This is a genomic window from Methylobacterium pseudosasicola, assembly GCF_900114535.1.
Taxonomy (GTDB): domain Bacteria; phylum Pseudomonadota; class Alphaproteobacteria; order Rhizobiales; family Beijerinckiaceae; genus Methylobacterium; species Methylobacterium pseudosasicola.
This window is the reverse complement of the sequence record NZ_FOTK01000060.1, coordinates 1-22,538: the sequence shown is the minus strand read 5'-3', so window position 1 is coordinate 22,538 and position 22,538 is coordinate 1. Positions and strand designations below refer to the sequence as shown.

25 protein-coding genes are annotated in these 22,538 nt (G+C 66.5%); 12 read left to right on the top strand and 13 right to left on the bottom strand.

The genetic code is table 11. The features are described from left to right. The coding region (locus BM228_RS30255) for a transposase (RefSeq protein WP_139234270.1) at nt 1-255 on the top strand (255 nt) is incomplete at its 5' end. A gap of 605 nt (nt 256-860) precedes the next feature. Here the strand turns inward: BM228_RS30255 and cax are convergent. The 6 genes from cax to BM228_RS30225 form a co-directional block, all read right to left on the bottom strand. Further along, nucleotides 861-1,928 carry a calcium/proton exchanger gene (gene cax / locus BM228_RS30250; RefSeq protein WP_092046491.1) on the bottom strand — a complete coding sequence of 356 codons (1,068 nt, stop codon included), beginning with the start codon at nt 1,926-1,928 and terminating at the stop codon, nt 861-863. An 87-nt stretch (nt 1,929-2,015) separates the two neighbouring features. Then, the gene (locus tag BM228_RS30245; RefSeq protein ID WP_092046490.1) at nt 2,016-3,269 is read right to left on the bottom strand and encodes a cation:proton antiporter; all 1,254 of its coding nucleotides are present in this window, start codon (nt 3,267-3,269) and stop codon (nt 2,016-2,018) included. A gap of 55 nt (nt 3,270-3,324) precedes the next feature. Next, nucleotides 3,325-4,323 carry an endonuclease/exonuclease/phosphatase family protein gene (locus tag BM228_RS30240; protein WP_139234269.1) on the bottom strand — a complete coding sequence of 333 codons (999 nt, stop codon included), beginning with the start codon at nt 4,321-4,323 and terminating at the stop codon, nt 3,325-3,327. A gap of 65 nt (nt 4,324-4,388) precedes the next feature. Continuing rightward, nucleotides 4,389-4,925: a DUF421 domain-containing protein gene (locus tag BM228_RS30235; protein WP_092046487.1), complete on the bottom strand. Its 537-nt coding sequence runs from the start codon at nt 4,923-4,925 to the stop codon at nt 4,389-4,391. A gap of 95 nt (nt 4,926-5,020) precedes the next feature. Further along, nucleotides 5,021-5,356: a hypothetical protein gene (locus tag BM228_RS30230; RefSeq protein WP_244537394.1), complete on the bottom strand. Its 336-nt coding sequence runs from the start codon at nt 5,354-5,356 to the stop codon at nt 5,021-5,023. Nucleotides 5,357-5,549: 193 nt separating this feature from the next. Continuing rightward, nucleotides 5,550-6,101, bottom strand: a complete 552-nt coding sequence (locus BM228_RS30225; RefSeq protein WP_092046495.1) for a fasciclin domain-containing protein — start codon at nt 6,099-6,101, stop codon at nt 5,550-5,552. Nucleotides 6,102-6,486: 385 nt separating this feature from the next. Between BM228_RS30225 and BM228_RS30220 the strand changes: the two genes are divergently transcribed. The 5 genes from BM228_RS30220 to BM228_RS30200 all read left to right on the top strand — a co-directional run bounded on the left by BM228_RS30220 (nt 6,487) and on the right by BM228_RS30200 (nt 9,932). After that, entirely contained in the window at nt 6,487-6,945 is a 459-nt protein-coding gene (locus BM228_RS30220; RefSeq protein WP_244537392.1) for a PRC-barrel domain-containing protein, read from the top strand. Between the two features lie 26 nt (nt 6,946-6,971). Next, nucleotides 6,972-7,223, top strand: a complete 252-nt coding sequence (locus BM228_RS30215; RefSeq protein WP_092046484.1) for a hypothetical protein — start codon at nt 6,972-6,974, stop codon at nt 7,221-7,223. A 107-nt stretch (nt 7,224-7,330) separates the two neighbouring features. Beyond that, nucleotides 7,331-8,308, top strand: coding sequence for a mechanosensitive ion channel family protein (locus BM228_RS30210; RefSeq protein ID WP_208612131.1), 978 nt, complete (start codon nt 7,331-7,333; stop codon nt 8,306-8,308). After that, nucleotides 8,305-9,603 carry a DUF2254 domain-containing protein gene (locus BM228_RS30205; protein WP_092046480.1) on the top strand — a complete coding sequence of 433 codons (1,299 nt, stop codon included), beginning with the start codon at nt 8,305-8,307 and terminating at the stop codon, nt 9,601-9,603. Before BM228_RS30210 ends, BM228_RS30205 begins: the two co-directional genes overlap by 4 nt. Before the next feature lie 77 nt (nt 9,604-9,680). After that, nucleotides 9,681-9,932 (top strand): hypothetical protein, encoded by a 252-nt coding sequence (locus BM228_RS30200; RefSeq protein WP_092046479.1) that lies wholly within the window; start codon nt 9,681-9,683, stop codon nt 9,930-9,932. 111 nt (nt 9,933-10,043) lie between these two features. On the opposite strand, the gene BM228_RS30195 is transcribed toward BM228_RS30200, so the two are convergent. Further along, a complete protein-coding gene (locus BM228_RS30195; protein ID WP_092046477.1) occupies nt 10,044-11,432 on the bottom strand; it encodes an SLC13 family permease in 1,389 nt (462 codons plus the stop codon). Beyond that, nucleotides 11,429-11,863 (bottom strand): glycerate kinase, encoded by a 435-nt coding sequence (locus BM228_RS30190; RefSeq protein ID WP_092046476.1) that lies wholly within the window; start codon nt 11,861-11,863, stop codon nt 11,429-11,431. The genes BM228_RS30195 and BM228_RS30190 overlap by 4 nt, the downstream gene beginning before the upstream one ends. Before the next feature lie 343 nt (nt 11,864-12,206). Here BM228_RS30190 and BM228_RS30185 point away from each other — a divergent pair, with 343 nt between their 5' ends. Together BM228_RS30185 and BM228_RS30180 are read left to right on the top strand one after the other, a co-directional pair. Next, entirely contained in the window at nt 12,207-12,953 is a 747-nt protein-coding gene (locus BM228_RS30185; protein WP_092046474.1) for a MauE/DoxX family redox-associated membrane protein, read from the top strand. Nucleotides 12,954-13,095: 142 nt separating this feature from the next. Then, on the top strand, nt 13,096-15,000 hold the full coding sequence (locus BM228_RS30180) for a potassium transporter Kup (RefSeq protein WP_092046473.1): 1,905 nt from the start codon (nt 13,096-13,098) through the stop codon (nt 14,998-15,000). 734 nt (nt 15,001-15,734) lie between these two features. Here BM228_RS30180 and BM228_RS30175 read toward each other — a convergent pair. Next, nucleotides 15,735-15,935, bottom strand: a complete 201-nt coding sequence (locus BM228_RS30175; protein ID WP_092046471.1) for a hypothetical protein — start codon at nt 15,933-15,935, stop codon at nt 15,735-15,737. A 436-nt stretch (nt 15,936-16,371) separates the two neighbouring features. Here BM228_RS30175 and tsaA point away from each other — a divergent pair, with 436 nt between their 5' ends. Beyond that, the gene (tsaA, locus tag BM228_RS30170) at nt 16,372-16,866 is read left to right on the top strand and encodes a tRNA (N6-threonylcarbamoyladenosine(37)-N6)-methyltransferase TrmO (RefSeq protein ID WP_092046470.1); all 495 of its coding nucleotides are present in this window, start codon (nt 16,372-16,374) and stop codon (nt 16,864-16,866) included. 76 nt (nt 16,867-16,942) lie between these two features. Then, nucleotides 16,943-17,797, top strand: coding sequence for a substrate-binding domain-containing protein (locus BM228_RS30165; protein ID WP_092046468.1), 855 nt, complete (start codon nt 16,943-16,945; stop codon nt 17,795-17,797). Nucleotides 17,798-17,821: 24 nt separating this feature from the next. On the opposite strand, the gene BM228_RS30160 is transcribed toward BM228_RS30165, so the two are convergent. Genes BM228_RS30160 through BM228_RS30145 form a run of 4 tightly spaced genes read right to left on the bottom strand, consistent with a single transcriptional unit; the run spans nt 17,822 to nt 20,467 of the window. Further along, entirely contained in the window at nt 17,822-18,331 is a 510-nt protein-coding gene (locus tag BM228_RS30160) for a hypothetical protein (RefSeq protein ID WP_092046467.1), read from the bottom strand. Between the two features lie 2 nt (nt 18,332-18,333). Then, entirely contained in the window at nt 18,334-18,543 is a 210-nt protein-coding gene (locus BM228_RS30155; protein WP_092046465.1) for a TOBE domain-containing protein, read from the bottom strand. A 37-nt stretch (nt 18,544-18,580) separates the two neighbouring features. Further along, the gene (modA, locus tag BM228_RS30150) at nt 18,581-19,360 is read right to left on the bottom strand and encodes a molybdate ABC transporter substrate-binding protein (protein ID WP_092046464.1); all 780 of its coding nucleotides are present in this window, start codon (nt 19,358-19,360) and stop codon (nt 18,581-18,583) included. A gap of 51 nt (nt 19,361-19,411) precedes the next feature. After that, entirely contained in the window at nt 19,412-20,467 is a 1,056-nt protein-coding gene (locus tag BM228_RS30145) for an NAD(P)-dependent alcohol dehydrogenase (protein ID WP_092046493.1), read from the bottom strand. A gap of 169 nt (nt 20,468-20,636) precedes the next feature. Between BM228_RS30145 and BM228_RS30140 the strand changes: the two genes are divergently transcribed. Together BM228_RS30140 and BM228_RS30135 are read left to right on the top strand one after the other, a co-directional pair. Next, nucleotides 20,637-21,005: a winged helix-turn-helix domain-containing protein gene (locus BM228_RS30140; protein ID WP_092046462.1), complete on the top strand. Its 369-nt coding sequence runs from the start codon at nt 20,637-20,639 to the stop codon at nt 21,003-21,005. A gap of 64 nt (nt 21,006-21,069) precedes the next feature. Next, nucleotides 21,070-22,293, top strand: a complete 1,224-nt coding sequence (locus BM228_RS30135; RefSeq protein ID WP_092046461.1) for a DUF2325 domain-containing protein — start codon at nt 21,070-21,072, stop codon at nt 22,291-22,293. Nucleotides 22,294-22,538 lie beyond the last annotated feature (245 nt).

The window sequence follows — 22,538 nt, the reverse complement described above, 5'->3', positions numbered from 1 at the left end:
CGCTGGGTGCACGAGGACGTGCTCGATGCGATGCAGGAGCGGCTCGACCGGATGCCAGACGCGATGAAGATCCGTCGCCAGACGGTGGAGCACCCATTCGGCACACTGAAGGCCTGGATGGGAGCAACACACTTCCTGACCCGGACCTTGGCGAAGGTCAGGACCGAGATGAGCTTGCAGGTTCTGGCCTACAACATGAAGCGGATGATCCAGATCTTCGGGGTCGGTCCGCTGATGGCGGCGATCCGGGCCTGAAGGCCACCACTTCGCTCTGCGACACTCTCAGGACCTTCGCCTTGAACCTAAGGGATCTGCGTTCTCACACGGCCTCGGTCGGTAGCAGGCCATCCGCTTCTGGACGCAGTTCCGGTGTCCACTCACCACCCGAAGCAGCCGGTCGAGCCGGTGCGGTTTGGGTATGGCCCAGGCGAACCATGGCGATCGGTCTGTTTTGGATGTCTAGTCGGACCATCCAAAACGAACTTTCTCAGCTGAACCAACCATAGCAAACCGGCAAACCGGAATGCCACGTAGCGGACATCGGGAGGGTCTGCTTGGGGTCGTGAGCGGGCGGCACGGCAACGTCCGTTTCAATGCCTTGCCGCTCGGAAGCAGACCATCCGCATCCCACCCTGAGCCGCCCTTCGGTCAGCCATTCCACGCGGTCGTGCTCATGCATTCGAGTGGCGCCCGAAAGCGCGCACATCCAAAACCATTACCTTGGCAGCAGGGCGCCGATCTCAGCTGTTTGGCGGGGCTTGCCGACATCTCCGAAGCGGACAACGGATCCGGTGGGGTCGTAGGTCGTGCCCAGGGCTGGCCAGCGGAAGGTATGAGGGTGGTTCGATGCCGGAAACGCGTCAGGCCGGACTCGCGAAGAAGAAGGCCAGGCCGAACAGGACGTAGACCCCGAGCAGAAGGAGCCCCTCGAACCAGGTTGTCTCGCCGTCCCGGGCGATGGCGTTGACGATGAAGGCGGTACTGGCAATCGCGAAGAGGTGCAGCGGGTTCGAGAACACCAGCGTCATCGGGTGGCCGAGCGCCCACGAGATGATGACTAAGAGCGGCGCCAGCACTAGCGCCACCTGGATGGCCGAGCCGATGCAGATGTTGAGGACGAGCCCCATGCGGTCCTCGTGCGCGAACCAAGCCGCCGCGAACAGGTCGCCGGCCGTGCCGACCAGGGCCAGCACGATCACGCCGAGGAACATCGGCGAGAGATGCAGGGCGCCGGCGGCCTGGGTTATCGTCCCCGACAGCATCTCCGACTCGAACGCGATGGCGACCGTCGCGGCGACGAGGACACCGATGGCGAACGGGAAGCTCCAGTCGGCCTCGCCGCTGCCCTTGTCGTTCGAGAACACGTCGCGGTGGGTGACGAGGGTAAAGGCAAGGTTGGCGAGGTAGAGCAGCAGCAGCACGACCGAGACGCCGAGGCTGACCTCCTCGTCGGTGACGCCGAGCGAGGCCGCCTGACCCGACATGCGTCCGCTCAGGTCGAACACGGCCGGCAGCAGCAGGGCGATGACGACGAGGATTAGGAGGGTCGACAGCAGCCCGGCCCGCTCAGGGTTGAACTTCTGCCGCTCCCGGGTCGCCCCGCCGACGATGATGGCAAGGCCGAGCCCGAACAGGCTGGTCCCCATAATCGAGCCGGCGATCTGCGCCTGCACCACCGCGGCCTCGCCGCGCATCAGCACGAACAGGGCGAGGACGAGTTCGGCGATGCTGCCGAAGCTGACGGTCAGCAGGCCGCCGATGGCAGGCCCGACCCGGTCGGCGAGCTGGTCGGTGGCGCGCCGGACCCACTCCGCCAGCACGGCGATGGCGAGCGCGCTGGAGGCGAACACCAGGAGCGGCGAGGCCCCGACGAGGTACTTCAACGCCGCCGAGATCGGGATGAGGACGAGGAGGACGGTGAAGACCATGCGGGGTTTCAGAATCCGATGAGAGGTTTCGCCTGACGGTGCCGCACCGTCTCGCTGAAGGGGGTTGATCCGCGCGGTCGAGGACGCTCAGCCCTTGCGCAGCGTCCGCCGAGCCACCATCCCGAGGGTCGAGCCCTGAACGATGATGGTGAAAAGCACCACCGCGTAGGTCGCCGCCAGGATCGCGGGCTTGGCGTCGCTCTCGGGGATCGAGAGGGCCAGCGCCACCGAGATGCCGCCGCGCACGCCCGCCCAGGTCAGGAACGGCACGTTGCCAAGGCAGAGGTTGCCGCCCCAGCGAAAGAGCAGGACCGGTGCCGACACGGCGACCAGACGGGCTATCAGCACGATGGGAACCGCACAGGCGGCCAACGTCAGCCCGGCGACCTGGAAGCGCAGGACGAGCACCTCCAATCCGATCAGCAGGAACAGGACGGAGTTCAGCACCTCGTCGATCAGCGTCCAGAGGGCCGAGACGTACTTCTGGGTGTTGTCGCTCATCGCGTAGCGCGGGGCGCGCTCGCCGATCAGCAAACCGGCCGCGACCACGGCCAGCGGCCCGCTGGCCCCGAGCTTCTGGGCGAGCGCGTAGGTGCCGGTGACGAGGGCCAGGGTGATCAGCACCTCGACCGGGAAGTCGTCGATGGCCCGCATCGCCCGATAGGCGAGGTAGCCCGTCACCACCCCCAGGACCAACCCGCCACCAGCCTCGTGGAGCAGGAGCGTCGCGATCCCGCCGGCGCTCATCGCCTCGCCGCCCGATCCTGCTGCGAAAGCGACGAGAACGGTGAACAAGACGATGCCGATGCCGTCGTTGAACAGGGCCTCGCCCTGCATCTCGATTTCGAGGGCTTCGGGCACGTTCACGTTCTTGAGCGTGGCCAGGACCGCTACGGGATCCGTCGGGCTGATGAGCGCACCGAACACCAGTGCCCAGGCGAACGGCACCGGACTGCCGAGGGCCTGCGCCACGGCCCAGAAGGCACCCCCGACCAGCGCGGTCGAGATCAGGGTGCCGAGGAGTGCCAGGGTCGCCACCGACAGGGCTCGGTCGCGCAGCAGGCGAAGGTCGAGGCTCATGGCGCCGGCGAACAACAGGAAAGCCAGCATGCCGTTCATCACCACGGCAGTGAAGTCGACCTGATCGAGCACCCGCGTGAGATCCGCGTAGAGGTGCTGCCTCGGGAAGGTGAGGTCGACGAGCACCAGCGCGAGCGAGGCCAGCAACCCCATCACCAGCAGGCCGATGGTGTGCGGCATCCGCAGGAAGCGACGATTGAGGAAACCGAAGGCCGCCGACAGCGTCAGCAGCATCGCGGCGAGGTCGAAGATCGAGATCACTGGTATCTCCCGTCCGCGCCGTTGCTGCCGGCGAGAGGCTGTTCGCTAAATACGCTCATCGTGTCTGCAAGCGTTCGGTCGCCCCTGCGGCCGCGAGCACCGCGTTGGCGGTCGCGATATCGTCGGCGTCCTGCGGCAAGGGCGTCCTGGGGTGTTCCCCGACCTGGCGGCACAGGCGCACGAGGTATGGGAAATGATCCGAGCCGAAGGCGTCGAGGCGCTCGACGGCCAGCGTCGCAAAACCTCCCTCGTGGAAGACGTGGTCCAAAGGCCAGCGCAGCCAGGATGAATGCGCGTTCCAGGTCGCGACGTAGCCGTAGCCGCGACGTGGGTCGATCAGGCCGGACAGCCTGGCCATCCGCTCCACCGCGATCTCCCAAGGCGTGGCGTTGAGGTCGCCGGCGAGGACGCCCGGCTCGACCCGGTCGCGCAGTACCGCGGCAGCCGCGTAGAGCTGGGCGTCCCGTCCGCGAGCCGATTGCCATGGCTGCGGCGGCTTCGGGTGGACGCCGACGAAATCGACGACTTCGCCCGTGCGCATAGTGACGCCGGTGACGACGGCTGGGGTGTCCTGCCCAGCGAGGTGGCGGATCCCGCCGTTCACCAGGGGCAGCCGGGAGTAGAGATGAATGCCGTAGTACGACCCCGTGATACGTTGCAGGACATGGGGCATCGATTCCTGCACGGGCTTCAAGGCCGCGTCCCACCACGCATCCGTCTCCATCGCGAGGAAGAGGTCGGGCTCTTCCCGCCCGACGGCTTCGACCAGGGGCTGGGCGTGGCGATTTCCAAGCTGCACATTGGCCACCATCACCGAGAGGCGGCGTTCAACCGGACATTCGTCGGCACGCGTGCCGCCCGTGGGTCGGTACGGCCATAGGATCCAGACGTTGACCGCCAGCGCCAGGGACACCAACGCGAGAGCCGCGAGGGTCAATCTTGGCGCTCTCCGGGTAAAGGGCAGGAGCGCGAGACCGACCGCGACCGAGCCGACGGCGAATGGCAGGCGTGGGAAATCGAGCAGGCGGACCCACCACCACTCGGTCGGGATCAACGGGACAAGGCTCGCAGCCGAAAGGGCCAGAGCGACGAGGACGAACGCGTAGAGAACGAGGGACCTCACCGGCTGCCCGGCATCAGTCGGCTGACAACGGGCGACGGGAACCCGGGCAAACCGTCGGCGCGTTCGGAGAGCGCTTTGAGTACGCTGATCGAGCCATCGGTCTCAAGCACGACGGCAGCAGCCTGCGAAAGGTCGTCCAGTCCCTCCGAGCGTAGGGCCGAGAGCACGTCGTCCCGCGTCAGGCGCTGGCGACGCATCGCACCCTCGATCAGGTCTCCCCTATGGACGAGCAACGTCGGCTCGGCCTTGACCAGCGACCCGATCCGCGCAGAGCGGACGCTCGACCAGGTGATCAGGTACTGCAGACCGATGAGAGTCGCGAGGGCGAGGACCCCTTCCAGCAACGCCACCGACTTGGTCAGGACGATGGAGGACAGCGTCGAGCCGAGTGCCACGGTCACGACGAGGTCGAAGGCGTTCAGCTTGGTGAGGGTGCGCTTGCCCGAAATCCTAAGGAACAGGATCAGGGCAACGTAGGCCAGCGGCCCAACGACGATGACCCTGAGCAGGCCGGACCAAGTGTCGAAGAACATTGTGGGCGACCTCCGGGAGTGTTCCCCGGAGGGATGGGTTTCGACATGCGGGCTTCCGAATGGTGAAGCCCGCGAATTATGCGATTAGCCGACGGTCAACGCATGTCCTTGGGCAGATGCTTGATCGGGTCCGTCTTGCCGCCCTGGCCCTTGCCCTGGACCGAGCTCCCGGACTGCATGACGTCGGTCGAGGATTGGATCGCGCTCGGCGGCGCGACCTGGCCGTTGCCCTCGTGACGCGCATTCCCGGAGCCTTCGACCGTCGACGTTCCGGGGGGCAGGGTTCCGGGCGTCGGCTGGTCGATGGAGCTAGCGGCGGATTGCGCGGCCGCGGGACCGGCGAGCGACATGCCTACGACGAGCAGGCAGGATCCAGCGATGCGTGTGGCGACGCGACCGGAGGCGCACCGGGAGGCATCAGGCGTATTCATGGGAACGGTCCTGTCGGATGCACAAGCATCGAGGGTCCTGACCTGAAGCCTCTACCGTCCCCGTTGGTTCCTGTCCGGGGCCCGACGGCGCCGACCGGCGACGGCTTCCGCGGCGGCGGGGCCGCCCTTCCGCAGGTCGTCGCCGAAGCCGGCCCGCACCAATGTCAGAGGGCGGGCCGGCCGAGATGTCGGGTTACTTCGGCATCAGGACGCTGTCGATGACGTGCACGACGCCGTTCGACTGGTTGACGTCCGCCTGCTCGACGAAGGCGCCCCCGCCCTTCTGGTCGATCAGCGCCAGCCGGTCGCCGTCCATCTTCACGGTCAGCACTTGGCCCTCGACGGTCTTAAGGTTCGCGGCTTCGCCACCCATCTTCGCCTTGGCCATCAGTTCCTTTGCGTCGAGCTTGCCCGGCACGACGTGGTAGGTGAGCACGGCCGTCAGCGTCTTCTTCATGTCGGGCTTCAGGAGCGAGTCGACCGTTCCGGCCGGCAGCTTCTTGAAGGCCGCGTTCGTCGGCGCGAACACCGTGAACGGGCCCTTGCCGCTGAGCGTGTCGGCAAGCCCGGCGGCCTTCACGGCGGCGACCAGGGTCGTGAGATTGCTGGCCTTCGAGGCGTTCTCCACGATGGTCTTGTCAGCCATCATCGGGGCGCCGCCGACCATGGGGGCGGTCTCGGCGAAGGCCGGCGCCGCGAAGGCCAGGCCGGAGGCGAGAAGAGCGGCGGTCAGGGTGGTCCGCATCATCGAAAATTCCTGTCGACGTTATCAAGGCTCGATCATCGAGGCTCGTGCCGTCAATACGGGTCGGACAGGGTCAGAGTTTCAAAATAATTATTACGATGTCTCCATGAAATTCCCATCATAAGTTGAGAATTTTAGCTAACGCATATCTACGTCTATGCAGACGCAGTGATATTCTATAGGCGGCGATCCTAAGCCGTGGCTGATTTGCCGCCCATTCATACACGCAAACTGCCATCCGCACTTTTGCAGGCCCGGTTTTTTCTGAACGTTTCCTGAACGCGGACGTTAAGCGTCCGAACCATGCAGCCTGGGAGGGCGAGAGCCTGGCCCCTTCGACGGGCGATCCGCGCTGCACCCACGAAGCCTCACCTCGGAGACATACTTGTCCTATCGCACGATCACCGTCGCCCTCGCGCTCGCCTGTCTTTCTGTCCCGGCGCTCGCTCAGACGACGCCCACGACCCCGGCTCCCGGCACCGCGATGCCCGCATCCTCCGATATGGGGATGAAGATGGCCGACACCGCCACGGTGAAGCTCAAGTACGTGACCGTGAAGCCCGCCGACGTCATGTCGTCCAAGCTCGTTGGCACCACCGTCTACAACAACAAGAACGAGAACGTCGGCGAGGTCGAGGATCTCGTGATCGAGAACGGCAAGACGGTGACCGGCGTCGTCGTCAGCGTCGGCGGCTTCCTCGGCATGGGCGAAAGCTACGTCGTGCTGGATCCCTCGACGCTCGCCATCAGCGACAAGGACGGCAAGTGGGCGGTCCACGCCGACACCGACAAGGACACGCTCAAGAACGCGCCGAAGTTCACCTATTCCAAGAAGAAGAGCTGATCCCGCACGACGAAGGAAACACGATCATGAAGCACACCATTTTCGCCTCTGCGCTCCTGGCCGGTCTCGGTCTCGGTGTCTCGACCCTGCCGTCGGAGGCCCTGCCGATGAATGCCTCCGGCCTCACGGCCCCGGCCAACGCCGATCTGGTCCAGGTGCGCATGCACCGGCGCCACCGGATGCGGCAGGGCTCGGCCAGCCGCGGCAACGCGGCCATGCCGTCGCGCGGCGCCCGTGGGCAGCAGTACGGTAGCACGACCGGCGGTCCGCGTCGCTGACGCGGCCTCGCATGCCTCCCGAGGGCCGGGTGCCCTAGGGCCGTTGACCAAGCGCCGCCGGGTGGCCTCCCAGCCCTCGGCGGCTTTCTCATGAATCGGTGTCACGCATGATCTTCGCGGAAGCGCTCGGACGCCTGGAAGGGCTCGGTCGCTCGGCGGCGGCTCTCCTACCCGGGCTCGCCATTGCCCTCGTCCTGTTCGGCCTCGGCCTGCTGGTCGCCCGCGGCGTCCGGGCCGCCGTGCGACGGGCCGCGGAACTGCGGGAGGCGTCGCCAGGCTCGGCCTCGGTACTCGGGCGGATCGCCGGCGGAATGACTATCCTCGTGTCGTTCCTCATCGCGGCGTCGGTGGCCTTCCCGTCGGTCTCGGCGGCCGACCTGTTCAACCTGCTGGGCATCGGCGGCGTGGCCATCGGCTTCGCCTTCCGGGACGTGCTGCAGAACCTGCTCGCGGGCATCCTGATCCTGCTCACCCGGCCCTTCGTCATCGGCGACCAGATCCGCGCAGGCTCGCACGAGGGCACGGTGGAGGACGTCTGGGTGCGCGCCACCGTGCTGCGCACCTACGACAACCAGCGGGTGCTGATCCCGAACGCGACGCTGTTCGTCGACAAGATCACCGTCATCACGGCCCACGACAAGCGCCGGCTCGCTTTCCCGCTGACCATCGGCAATGGTGACGACATCAAGGAGGCGCGTCGGGTCATCGTCGAGGCCCTGCGGGGCACCGAGGGCATCCTCGCCGAGCCACCACCGGAGGCGCTGGTCACCGGTCTCGGCGCTGCCGGCGTCGACATGACGGCCCGGTTCTGGATCGACCCGCCCCGGCGGCGCGATGCGGTGGACGCGCTCGACCACGCCATCTCGAACGTGAAGGAGGCCCTGACCGAGGCCGGCATCGACTTGCCGTACCCGACGAGCCAAGTGCTGTTCCACGACCAGACCGAGGAAGCGGACGGCGACCGGACCAGCCAACGAGAAGGGTGGCCCGCAGGCAAGAGCCCGCCGCGCGCCCGCTGGCAGGTCCTACGTGAGGACGACCAGTCAGTCGGAAGCACCGTCGAACGGAAAGACGAGCGGGCATGAGGGCGCGCATCCGGGCTTGGATCGAGTACCTCGGCGACCTGTTCTGGCTCAGGCCCGCCTTGATCGTCCTCGGCTGCCTCGGGCTGGCCCAGCTCGGGGTCTGGCTGGAGACGGCCCATATTGCCGGCTACGACGCCTCGTCGCCCGACCAGAACTGGGGGTATTCAGGCGGTGCCGAGGGGGCCCGGGCCCTCCTGAGCGCCGTCGCTTCCTCGACCATCGGGGTCGCGGGGACGACCTTCTCCATCACCATCGCGGCCCTGACGCTCGCTTCCGGGCAGATGGGCCCACGGCTGCTGCGCAACTTCACGCGCGACGCCCGCAACCAAATCGTCCTGGGCATCTTCCTCGGCACCTTCGCCTACGCGCTGATGGTCCTGCGCACGGTGCGCACGGTGCAGGAGAGCCCGTTCGTCCCGCACCTCGCCATCACCGGGGCCATCGCGCTCGCGCTGCTGTCGCTGGCCACCCTGGTCTGGTTCGTCCACCACATCGCCACGAGCATCAACGTCGAGACGGTGGTCGACGCGGTCCACCGAGATCTCTGCTCGGCGGTGGCGGCGCGCACCCTCGACAGCGCGGGCATGACGCCTCCCGCTCGACTGCCCAAGGCCGGCGGGATCACCGTCACCGGCAGCGGCTACCTTCAGGCGGTCGACGAGGACACGCTGGCCGAATGGGCCCACGGGCACGGCGCGACCGTCGCCCTGCGGGTGCGGCCCGGCGACTATGTGCCGAGCGGGTTCCCGGTCGCGTTCCTCTCCGCCGGTATCGAGGATGCAGAGGCGGCCATTACGCGTGCGCTGACCTTCGGCCGGCGTCCGGCCGCCCTGCAGGACCTGGAATACTCGATCCGGCAACTGGTCGAGATCGCGGTGCGGGCGCTCTCGCCGGGCATCAACGACCCTTTCACCGCCGGCAGCGTCGTCGACCATCTCGGTGATGCCCTGTGCCGGGTCGCGTCGCGTCACCTGCCGACCGGCGCCGTCGTCCGGGAGGGCCGAGTCGCGCTCGTCCTGCCGGTGACCGACTACGATGGCCTGTGCGACGCCATGTTCCACTCGATCCGCCAGAACGCCGCCGGCTCGGTGCATGTGCTTGCCCGGATGCTCGACGTGCTCACCCGCGTCGCCGAGGTCGAGCGGCTCACGAACCGGAGCGCCGAGCTCGCCCGTCACGCGAACCTCGTCATCGCCGCGGCCAGGCGCGATGTCGCCGATCCCAATGACCTGGCCGACCTGGAGGCGAGGCATGTCCAATTCGTAGCGATACGTGAGGACGGCCGTCCCGCGTGAGACCGCGAGGCAAACTCCCACCCTGATTCCCGAACTCGCTCCGACGCATGCTTCCTACGGACCCAAAGGACCATTGAATGATCCGTTTTGCCCTCCTGTTCCTGGTCGCCGCATGCCCGACGCTGGCTTCCGCCGCACCCGGTCCTGAGCCGGTGAAGGATCACGGCGTCCGGACCGGTGGGATGGGTGTCGGGACCCGCCCCACCGGCGAGGTCACGCGACCGGGCACCGACATGACGACCGCGGGGTCGGGCGCCGGGGAAGGGAAGCCGGGTGCGAAGGCCGGTGCGGTGGAGTCGAAAGGTGGGGAAACAACCAAGCCGCGCTGACCGTGTGCAGGGGCCAGCCCGCGCGCGGTCGCATCGTCGCCGGCCGCGGACATCCGTCAGGCCCTGCCGGCCTCGGTCCGTCTTCCTTCGATGGGGAAGGCCGGCCCGACGTCACAGGGCCAAGCCGACGTGCGACCAGAAGAGATAGTAGGCGGCGAGCATCAGCGCCGCGTAGGCGGGAGCCAGGAGCGCACCCAGCCTGAGCAGGTCCGTCGAGGTCCAGGCCGGTCGCTCGGCGCCCTGGAAGATCAACAGCGCCTTCGAGGAGACCGGCAGGGTTAGGCAGTAGTCCATCCCGACGTTCGCCAGGAAGGCGACCGCGACCGGGTTGAGGCCGAGCCTGTCCGCCAGGAGCAGAAGCGGGGGCAGCAACGCCACCACCCGCGCGGTATGGGACACCATGTACAGGTGCGCCGTCATGCCGAGCGCCGACAACCCGAGCAGGATCAGGAGGGTCGGGCTGTCATCGTGCAGGCCGCTGGCCGACAGCGCCGAGCCGATCAGCCACTTGGCCGCCCCCGTCGAGATCAGGGCGCGGCCGAGCACCAGGGAAGCGGCGATGAACAACACGAGCGACCAGTTCACGGCCTCCACGCCCTCGTTCCAGTCAAGGACGCCGACGACCGGCATCGTCAGGACCACCGCGCCGACGACCGCCACGGTGGCGATGCCGAAGGGGTGATACCCTTCCGTCAGCCAAAGCCCCAACATGGCGAGCACCACCGCACCCGTGCGCCACTCTTCAGCGGAGAGCGGACCGGACGGAGCCTCGAACTCGGCCACCCGTCGCGACCGCGTCTCGTCGTCGAGGAACAGGCGGCCGATCAGGAAGGTCGTGATCAGGCAGGCGGCCAGGCCGAAGGGCAGGCCCCAGAGCATCCATTGCCCGAAGCCGATGCTGTGGTCGGAGAGCCGTTCAAGCAGATCGACGGTGACGAGGTGCGAGCCTGCGCCGGTGAGGCTGCAGATCGTCGAGATCACGATCAGAGCTGGGATCAGTAGCCCGATGGCCTTGGCCAGGCGCGGGTCGTCGTCGGCCTCGGTCAGGCTGCGATGGAGCGGGAGCAGCACCGTCGCTCGCCCGGAGGTGGAGGGGATCAGGAAGGCCAATGGGACGATGCCGAGCGTCAGGCGCCACATCAGGCCGCCGACCGTGGTCCCGCGCCCGGCGATCAGGGCGGTGAGCCGGTCGGCAAGCCCGCTCCTCTCCACCGCCGCACCGAGCACGAAGGTGCCGATGACGAGCCACACCACCTTCGAGCCCAGGCCCTCGATCAACGCCCGTTGCTCCACGGCGCGGACTGTCACGAGGAAGACGGCCGCTGCGACGGCGACGTAGGCCGCGCTTAGTCCGGTCAGGACCCAGAGGATGGCGGCCCCGCCGAAGGCCAGCAGCGCAGCCCGCGCCGGCCAATCGAGACCCTCCGGCAGATACACGGCCACGCAGAGTGCTACGAGCGCGCCCGAGGCCGCCAACGTCCGCTTGGGTAGCATGCTCATCCCTGACCGACGCCGGTCCGAGGGTGACCCAGCGCGACGCCCGCCAAGAAGGTCCGCATCACCTGCTCGGCGATGCGCTCAAGCTGGCTTCGGACGTTCCGCATGGCGTCCTTGAGCGATTGCGGTCGCCCGAGTGCCGAGAAGTACGCGCAGACGCCCTCGTCCAGTACGTCGCCTAAGTGCTCGCCCAGGGTGCCGGCCAATACGATGACGGCCTTGCCCTCGGCAGCGCCGCGCCTGCCGATCTCGGCAGGAATATTGCCGCGTGCACTCTTGTAATTCAGCCCTCCCTCGGCGGTGACGATCAGGTCCGTACATTCGACCGCCTCGCCGACCTCGAAGAACGGGAACAGGGGTTTGAAGCGCAACTTCAGCCGGCCGCCGAGCGGGGACGCCGCGACCGTGGCAGCGAGTATGAGCGAGAGCTTCATAGGGACCGGGTTCCCGAAGGGCGGCGGATGCAATCCGGCGGCGGGGCGGCCGAAGATCCGGGCGGTTGGACCGGCGGAGGATAAGGGACCGATGCCCGCAGCGTTCGAAGGTTCGGAAACACCTGCCCGCACCGGACGTTCCGGGCCTCCGGACGCGGAGTGGCTTCGCAGGCGTCGATGACGGCGTCAAAACCTCGATGCGGTCCTTGACCTTGCCACGGTGGGAAACCCCACCTTGGATCATCGATGGTCTTCGCGACGCATGCCGGGAAGCCGACCGCTCCCCTCGCGTTACCAGGGCTCGTGTTCCCCGAACCGCGACGCATTCCGAAAGGATTCCGTGATGCTAGACACGACCCGCAGGGCCACCATCCATCGCATGGTGATGGAGAAGCACGTCTGTCCCTACGGCCTGAAGGCCAAGGACCTGCTGGAACGCGAGGGCTTCCAGGTCGACGACCACTGGCTGACGACCCGTGAGGAGACCGACCGCTTCAAGGCGGAGCAGGGGGTCAAGACGACGCCGCAGACCTTCATCGGAGGTGAGCGCATCGGCGGCTACGACGACCTGCGCCGCCACCTCGGCAAGCCGGTCGCCGATCCGAAGGCGACCAGCTACACGCCCGTGGTCGCCGTCTTCGCGATGACCGCATTGATGGCGCTGGCGGCGAGCTACGCGGCCTTCGGTACGCCGCTGACGCTGCGGGCCGGCGAGTGGTTCATCGCCTTCAGCATGTGCGTCCTGGCCATCCTCAAGCTGCAGGATGTCGAGAGCTTCTCGTCGATGTTCCTGGGCTACGACCTGCTCGCCCGGCGCTGGGTCCGCTATGCCTACGCCTATCCTTTCTGCGAGGCGCTTGCCGGCATCCTGATGGTCGCGGGCGCCCTAAAGTGGCTGTCGATCCCGGTCGCCCTGTTCATCGGCACGGTCGGCGCGGTCTCGGTCTTCAAGGCGGTCTACGTCGAGAAGCGCGAGATCAAGTGCGCCTGCGTCGGTGGATCGGCCAACGTACCCCTCGGATTTGTCTCGCTGACCGAAAACCTGATGATGGTCGGCATGGCCGTATGGATGCTGTGCTCCGGGTACTGAGCGGAGCGTCTGAAATCCTTATAGTTGCGGATTGCCGTTCCGTCGCCGGTGGCACGCCTTGGCGGTCGCGAACGTTCCCGCCTTCTCGACCGTTGAGCCTTGCCTTGCGAGCTTTCCACGTTCGCGAACGGGGGGCTTGTATATGCCTGTGATCGCGGGGACCGAGTTCTCACCACCACCGACGGTCGATGCCGGGCATGCCCCTAGGACGGGGTTCTTGGCACTGACCGTCGGCTCGGTGGGCGTGGTCTACGGGGACATCGGCACCAGCCCGCTCTACGCGCTCAAGGAGTCACTGCACGCAGCGGCGGGCGGTGGGCACGCGCCCACCCGCGAGATGGTCTTCGGCGTCGTCTCCCTGATCCTTTGGGCGCTCATCCTCATCGTCACGCTGAAGTACGTGCTTCTGGTCATGCGGGCCGACAACGATGGCGAAGGCGGCACCCCATCCCTCGTCGCGTTGGCCCAGCGTGCGCTCGGCCATTCCGGCGGGTTCGTCATCGTGCTGGGCATGGTCGGCGTTTCGCTGTTCTTCGGCGACGCCATCATCACGCCGGCCATGTCGGTACTCTCGGCCGTCGAAGGGCTGAAGCTCGTGACGCCGGCGACGGCCCCGTACGTCCTGCCCATCAGCCTCACCATCCTGATCGGGCTGTTCACCCTGCAAAGCCACGGGACGGCACGGGTGGCCACCTTCTTCGGCCCCCTGACGGCGTTCTGGTTTGTCGTCATGGCACTTGGGGGATTGGGTCATCTCGTCGACGATCCGAGCATCCTGGGCGCGTTCAACCCCGCCCACGGCGTCTCGTTCATCCTGAGCCACGGCACGGCGGGCCTGCTTGCGCTCGGCGCCGTGTTCCTGGCCGTGACCGGGGCGGAGGCGCTCTACGCCGACATGGGCCATTTCGGGCGGTCGCCGATCCGGACGGCTTGGTTCGGGCTGGTGCTGCCGGCCCTCGCCCTGAACTATCTCGGCCAGGGTGCCATGCTGCTCGCCCGCCCGGAGCGGATCGAGAACCCGTTCTTTTTGCTCTACCCGGCCTGGGCCCTGCTGCCGATGGTGCTGCTCGCGACCGTGGCGACCGTCATCGCCAGCCAAGCGGTGATCACCGGCACCTTCTCGATCACCCAGCAGGCCATGCAACTCGGCCTGCTGCCGCGCATGCGGGTCCTGCGCACCTCAGAGACCGAGAAGGGGCAGATCTACATCCCGCGGGTGAACTGGTGGCTGCTCATCGCGGTCGTGTTCGTGGTCGTGCTGTTCAGGTCGTCGAGTGGCCTGGCCGCGGCCTACGGCATCGCGGTCACCGGCGACATGGTCATCACCGCCTGCCTGCTGTTCGTCGTCGCCTGGAAGGTCTGGCGCTGGTCGCCCGCGGTCGCGGCCGCGGTCATCGCTCCGTTCCTGCTCATCGAGTTGATTTTCCTGTCGGCCAACGCGCTTAAGGTCCTGCACGGGGGCTGGGTTCCTTTGACCATCGGCGCCGCCCTCGTCACTGCAATGTGGACCTGGCGGCGGGGATCGGCCCTGATTGTCGCGGAGATCCACCGCCAGCGCGTGCCGCTCTCCGAGTTCACGCGCATGGCCGAGGCCGGCTCGATCCAGCGGGTGCCCGGGACGGCCGTGTTCCTGACGGGCACGCCCGACGACACGCCCGGGGCCCTGATGCACAACGTCAAGCACAACCGCGTGCTGCACGCCGGCAACGTCGTCTTGCACGTGGTCACGGAAGACCTGCCGCGGGTGTCCCATGCGGACCGCGTGACCGTTCGTCAGCTCTCCGACGCCTTCTCGTGCGTGACGGTGCGCTTCGGTTTCACCGAGCTGCCCGACCTTCCGCGGGCGTTGGCAACCGCAGGTCTGGATAAGGGCGACCTGTCCTACTTCCTGACGCGGCGGGTGCTGGTAGCCTCTCCCGAGACCGGCATGCCCGTGTGGCAGGATCGGCTTTACATCTCCATGGCTCGCGCGGCCACGGACGCGTCCCGCTACTTCCGCATCCCGGCGGACAGAGCCGTCGAGATCGGCGCCCGGATCGATATCTGATCCCGGGGAGTCCGGGCGTGGTCGAGGACGCTTCCGGTTCCCTGTGAGCGTAGGCGTGCTCGCGACGCTTCAGATCAGGCTATTGCCTTCGCCCTACGCATCTCACGGCTATCCTGGATGACCGGGAGACTTCGGCTCGTAGCCCGTTCGCGCAGACGCACCGCGGTGCTTCTGCAGTCGGCAGGGCCACCTACGTCTGCTTTAGCATAACACGCCACCGAAAGCGGCCAGACTGCTCTCCACCCATCCGAGACGCTCTGAGGGCCGTCGGCCCCGGCAGGAGATGGCCGTAAGCGGCTGGTCCGCTTCGGAGAGGGATCGCTCAAATAGCGGACGGCCTCCTATCGACCCAACCCAGACGCCTGGGCCGCCGTCATCCCTTCTCCGAAGCGGACGTTCGTCAGCCGTCCGGCAACTTCAGCTCGGGGTGGCAATCGGACCTTGACCTTTCGTCACAAAGCGGACGTGCCACATCCGACCTGGACTTGCCGTTGATGCCGAAGCGCCCTGTTCCCGAGTGCGGACGAAAAGAGCAGCTTTCCAATAGGGCTTGTTCATGGAACAGTTGCGCTGGACTTTGGCGGTCTGAAGGGACGCGCGGCCAGTGTGAAATCCCGCCTCGTGCCTGGTCTGCGATCGGCTCTGACGATCCGCAGCCCTGACGATACGACAATAAAAAAAGGCCAGCCCGAAGGCTGGCCCTGCGTCCCCTGAGAGGATGCGACGATTGCGGTTTACTCGGCCGCATACATCTCTTCGGTGAAGTGGCCACACCAGTCCTCGGACGAGACCACTGGCCAAAGGCCCTTCGACTCCGGCGCCGGCTGGCTCACAGGCGGATTGAAACGGCACAGACCGGCATCGCCCTGCGCAGCGGCGCCATTGCTCTTGTGCTCGTCGAAAAACTTGCAGCTGTCGCAGTGGGCGCTGGCCATATCGGTGCTCCTGTCTGACGGTCGATCCGCTCTCTTACGAATTAGAACAGATCCAATCTGATGGGTCAACGACGACGGCATCAGTGAGTTCCGGCCTTGCTGATGGATGCCTGTAGATGACAACCACGTCGGAATGACTATGGAGGCTGTCTCACTCGTCGGCGCGCCCGAAGCGCTCGCGACACTGCACGGCGTGCAGCGGGATGAGTACGCGACAACATGCGGGCGCAGGCCAGTTCCCTGACGCCTACCCGTGGAGCCTTGGCCGGGCGGTCGTGGGAGAGTCGGTGCGCTGTGGGGGAGCTGGATACCGCGAGCGCCGGCCCATGGCCAATGATCTCGCAATCGGACGGACATCCCGCCCCCGTAGTTCGGCGTTTCGGTGCTGGCGCGAGCCCGGTAGCGTGGGTCAGGCGTCCATGGGAGAAAGCCCTCCATGGTGCGCCTCAATGAAATCAGAGCCGGCGAAGTCGCAGTTGCCGCGCCCGTGGCCGATGATGCTGGATTGGTGTACATCGGCCGTATTCACACACCCTGGACCGATCGTCTCGCTTGCCCGCGGCAAGGTAGGCTGGACGGTCCGTCCTGCCGCATCGAGCTATTCGAGCCTTGGGTTGCAGCTCTCGACGGACTGGCGGCTTTCGCTCGCATCGAGGTGCTGTACTGGCTCGATGCGTCCCGACGTGATCTCGTGCGTCAGAGCCCGGCCAACGATGGCACGACGCGGGGCACTTTCGCGTTGCGCTCGCCGGTGCGACCGAACCCGATAGGCACATCGATCGCCACGCTCGTCGCGATTGAGGGCAACATCCTGACGGTACGCGGCCTCGACTGCCTCGATGGGACGCCGCTTCTCGACCTCAAGCCTGACCGGACCCTGTTCACGCCGATAGCCCCACCGCAGCCGGGTGATTTCGAAACTGAGAGCTGACCAAGCGGTCGCGCGCTCGGCTTCACTGCGGGGATGACGTTAGTCGCTTCTCGGCTATATCCAAGCGGATATAACGATGCTGGGTCATCCGGAGCCGCTGTTGTCCCTCATGCGCTTTTCGCTTTCCACCCGCCTCCTCCGCCGTGCCGCATTCCTCGGTGTCCTCGCCCTAGCGCCCGTGTCCGCTGCAAGAGCGGAACCGGTTCGGGTCTACGCCGCCGGCAGTCTCGTGGCTGCACTCAAGGACGTGATCGCTGCCACCGGCCTGCCTGCCGAAGCCGTGGCCGCCCCGACCTTTGGACCTGCAGGGCTGCTGCGGCAGCGCCTCGAAGGCGGCGAGACGGCGGATCTCTACCTCTCCGCCGACCTCGCTGGGCCGCGTCGTCTTGCGGAGGTCGGCAAGGCTAAAGCTGTCGTTCCGTTCGCCCGCAACAAGCTGTGCGTGCTCGCCCGTGCCGATTTCGGCCTGACGCCCGACAACCTCCTCGACCGCCTGCTCAAGCCCGATCTGCGACTCGCGACCTCGACGCCCGGCGCTGATCCAGGTGGCGACTACGCTCAAGCCGTGTTCGAACGGGCCGAGGCCGTCCATCCTGGCGCCAAAGCAACGCTGAACACGAAGGCGCTGAAGCTACTCGGTTCGCCGAACACGATGGTGCCGATGGCCGGGCGAAGCCTCAGCGCGACGGTGTTTCTGGGCAATAACGCCGACGCCCTGCTGTACTACTGCAGTGGCCAGGGCGGCACGCTGAAGGAGGCCCCAGGCCTTAGCCTGATCCAACTGCCGACGAATATGTCCGTGCCGGCGACCTACGGCATGGCGCTGCTGACCGACAATCCGGACGCGATGCAGCTCGCACTGTTCCTCGTCTCCGAGAAAGGTCAGGCGATCCTCGCCCGCCACGAACTCGGACCGATCAGCGAACCGTGAAGGGTTCGCTGTGCCATCGCATGGCTACTCGGCTTTGAGGAGGTCGAGCTTGATCTGTGGGCCTGCTGCACGGCTGATCTCGATCGTCACCGGGCCGGCATCGAGAGCGAAACGCACGCTCTTGCGCACGCCCGGGCAGCCCGCCTTGCCGCTGATGGACGTGGGCTTGAGGGTCGAGCTGCCGTCTTGGCTGACGTCGATCCAGGCCTCGTCCGAGAGCGTCACCTGATAGGTACCCGCAGCCGGTACCGTGGTCGTCACGAAGCCTGAGAACGTATCAGGCTTCGCCGGTCTCTCGGACGGGACGGGTAGCGCGATCTCCGCAGCAGGCTTCAGCGTCAGCTGCGCCGCACCAGCCTCGCTCGGCAGAGCCGAACCGGACGCCAGGGCGGACAGGTTCGGCGCCGCGAAGGCGGTCTGCTCCCGCACCATAGACCATGCGAAGCTCGCACAGGCCGGGGCGTCCTCGGCCATAGCCGCACTGGCCGAGATGGCTACCAAGCCGGCAGCGAGGATGGCGCGGGAGAAGATCATCGTCAGTCAACCGCGATCATGACGTCGGAGGCTTTCACCACCGCGTAGGCCTGACCACCGACCACGAGCTTCAGGCTGTCGACCGCCTCATTGGTGATGGAGGAGGTGATCACCTGGCCGGGGCTGATCTCGATCTTGACGTGCGCCGTGGTGGCGCCCTTGTCGACCGAGACCACCGTGCCCTTGATGACGTTGCGTGCGCTGATCTTCACGAGGTTCGCTTTCTTACTGAGCCCGTTACGAGGCCGGTCACTGCATGCCACCGTCGATGACGCTGAAGCCCTGGGCCTCGAAGAAGGGCTTGGCCGCCGCGCTTCGGAGGTAGTCCAGAAAGCGCTGCGCACCCTCACCCTTCGCGTCCGTGGTGACAGCGAACGGGTACACCACCGGTGGGTGACTGTCCGCAGGAAACACGCCCACGACCTTCACGCCGGGATCGGATCGGGCATCGCTCTCGTAGACGACGCCGAGTGGGACCTCGCCGCGCGAGACCAGCAACAGGGCAGCGCGTACGTTGTCGCTCGGTGCGAGGCGGGGCTGGACGGCACTCCAAAGGCCGAGCTTCTCGAACGCGACCTTGGCGTACTTGCCGATCGGCACCGAGTTGACCTCGCCGGTGGCCAACCGACCGTCCGGGCCCAGTGCTGCCGAGAACGCCTCCGGGGTGAAGGCGACTGTGCTCTCCTTGGCGTCGCGTGGCGCGATCAGGACCAGACGGTTACTAAGTAGGCTCACCCGGGTGTTCGGACGGATGAGGTTCTTCTTGGCAAGGTAGTCCATCCATTCGAGGTCGGCCGAGGCGAACAGATCGGCGGGCGCACCGGCCTCGATCTGGCGGGCGAGCGCCGATGACGCTGCATAGCTCGCCTTGAGTTCGACGCCGGTCTGCGCGGTGAACGCCTTGCCGGCATCGTCCAGGGCATTCTTGAGGCTGGCGGCAGCGAACACGGTCGCGGTGTCGGCCGCCTGCGCCACGCCGGCAGCGAGGAGCAGGGCGGCAACGAGGCCGGAGCGGATCAGGCTGCGCATGCGGGTAGGGTCCTTGAGGAGGCTGCGGTGGATGTCGGGCTGAGGGATGGCTCAAGCCGCTTTCGGAAGCGATGCCATATCGATTACGAAGCGGTACTTCACGTCGCTCTTGAGCATGCGGGCGTAGGCGGTCTCGATCTGGTCGATCGGGATCATCTCGATGTCCGAGGTGATGCCATGCTCGGCGCAGAAATCGAGCATCTCTTGGGTCTCGGCGATCCCGCCGATCAGGGACCCGGCGAAGTTGCGCCGCCGCCAGATCACGCTGAACACCTGCATCGGTAGCGGCTTCTCGGGCGCCCCGACCTGGACCAGCGTGGCGTCGCGCTTGAGCAGGGCGAGGTAAGCGTTGATGTCGTGCTCGGCCGCGACCGTATCGAGGATGAAATCGAAGCTCTCACCCTGGGCGGCCATGGCGTCGGCATCTTTGGAGATCACCACCGCGTCGGCCCCGAGCCGCTTGGCGTCGGCCTCCTTGCCCGGCGAGGTCGTGAACAGCGTCACCTGCGCACCCATGGCGTGGGCGAGTTTCAGGCCCATGTGCCCGAGCCCGCCGAGACCCACGATGCCGACCTTCTGACCCGGCCCCACCTTCCAGTGGCGCAGCGGCGAGTAGGTCGTGATGCCAGCACACAGAAGCGGGGCGACGCCAGCGAGGTCGAGGTTTTCCGGGATGCGCAGGACGAAGTGGCTGTCGACGACGATGTGGCTTGAATAACCGCCGAAGGTATGGCCGCCGGTCTGCGGCTCGGGACCGTTGTAGGTGCCCGTGAAGCCCGGCTCGCAGTACTGCTCCAGGCCTTCGCGACAGCTGGAGCACTCACGGCAGGAGGCGACCATGCAGCCGACGCCCGCCAGATCGCCTGATTTGAAAGTCGTGACCTCGGCACCGACCCGGGTGACGCGACCGACGATCTCGTGACCGGGTACGCTTGGGTAGAGCGTACCGCCCCACTCATCACGGACCGTATGCAGGTCTGAGTGGCAGACGCCGCAATAGACGATCTCAATCTCGATGTCGGATGCGCCAGGATCACGACGCTCGAAGCTGAACGGCGCGAGCGGCGTCTCGGCGCTCTGGGCAGCGTAGCCGGTGCACTGGAACATCGTCTGGACCTGGAGGAACGAGGAGCGCATGGACAGGGACTGGAGGAGCCTCCGTCCCTTCGTTTGGCTATATACGGCCAGATACAGCGTCGGGAAGGGGCTCGATCCTGCCCAGCACGATCGCGTTCAAAGCGCGTTGTGACGAAGCTGGAGCGTCTGAGAAGGTCCGATGGCAAGCCTGAGCATCCGTATCGACGTCGGGCCCGACAACCGCATCGGCCCGGGCAAGGTGCAGCTCTTGGAGATGATCGCCGAACACGGCTCGATTTCCGCGGCCGGACGTGCGCTCGGCATGTCCTACCGCCGGGCGTGGATGTTGATCGAGGCGATGAACAGCGGTTTCGGACAGCCGGTGGTCGAGGCCCAGATCGGTGGCAAGGCGGGGGGCGGCGCGCGCTTGTCGGCCTTCGGAACCGATCTCGTGGCGCACTACCGCGCGATTGAGCGTGCCGCCGATCGCGCTGCAGCCCCATTCCTGGACCGGATCGTCGCTTCTGAACGGAACACGGACGACGAGCCGCCCAAGCCCGCCCCCTAGGCAAGCCGGTTGTTTTTGGACAGACTGCTATATCTGAACGGATATAGCGACTGCTGAGCCGCCGATGCCGCCACATGCCTACCTCGACGGTCCTGCCCTGCGCGCTCTCGCGTCGGCCGGCCACCCACCATTCGTGCCGCCCGCCGTCGATCCGGCCGACAAGCCGCGCGACCGAATCTGGGAGCTTGCCGAGAACCTGCACTGTTCGATCGTTGGCACCTGCCTGACCAACGCCGAGGCTCGCGCGATCCTGGCCAAACTCGGCCGTGCTGACGCGCGGACGATCAGCGAGCATCGGCTGCACGGCGAGATCGTACAGATCGCCGGCCGCAAGGATGGCGGCGGTCGTCTGCTGCAGAAGACGCTGGACCGGCGGCACGAGCGAGAGGTCGAGCGCTTCGACGAAGCCCACACGGCCGATGCAGTACGTGCCCTATGGAAGATCTCACTGGAGCGTGGCGAGATCCCGGGTGCCTACTGGGCGGCGATAACCCATCCGGCGACCGATTGGCCCCTGGTGCAGGATATCTTTGGGGAGGTGCACATGCTCTCGCACCTCGTCGGTCAGTCGAACCGGGCCGATATCCGCCGCCTGCGCCATCTCGAAGAGGAGTTGGGCCGACGGGATGAAGCGATCGCGGCACGGGATGAGCGCATCATGGCGCTCATGCGCGAGCGCGACGATCTCGGGAAGCGCACCCGGGCGATCGAAACCGAGCGCCCCATCCCGTCGACAACGTCCATCGAGCCACCGTCCACGCGCGGCCTAGAGCTGCGGCTGGCCCGGGAGACCGCACATGCGGCCGCGTTGGAGGAGCGGCTCGCGGTACTGTCTGGCGCAGCCGAACGCCTCAGCGCAGATCTCGCCGCGGAGATAGCTCGCCGGTCAGCCGTGGAAGGGGAACTGGCTGCACTCGAAGCGGCGCTGGATGTACCCAGCACGGATACCCCCGATGACCGAGCATCAGGACGGCTCGACGGGCGGATCATCCTCTATGTCGGCGGTCGGCAGCGTCAGGTGGCCAATCTTCGTCGCTTTGTGGAGGCCAGAGGCGGCAGGCTGCTCAACCACGACGGCGGCATCGAGGACAACCTGTGCCTCCTGGCGGGGTTGGTTGGGCAAGCGGATCTAGCGGTGTTCCCCGTGAGCTGTGTCAGCCACGAAGCGAGCCTTCATCTGAAACGGTACTGCGAAGCTCAGGCCAAGCCCTTTCACCCGGTGCGGAGCGCCAGCCTTGCCAGTTTTGTGCATGTAGTCGGACAATACGCTCAGAACGCTAGTACCTGATGGTCCTGGGACGGGATCAGGTTACCTAAAAGCGGACCTTCCGAACTTCAGAGAAGGGTCGGAAGCGGGCTCGGCGGCGATGTCCGCATTCATACATCGCCATCACGAAGCGGACCGGCAGAAATCCACCCCCAGCAGTCATTCCGCATCCGACCCTGGCTGTGTCAAAACCCCGATGGTGGTAGCTTTCCTCTGCGCGACGGGAGGACGGCATGGGACGGTTTGTTGTCGGTGCCGAGCGCGAT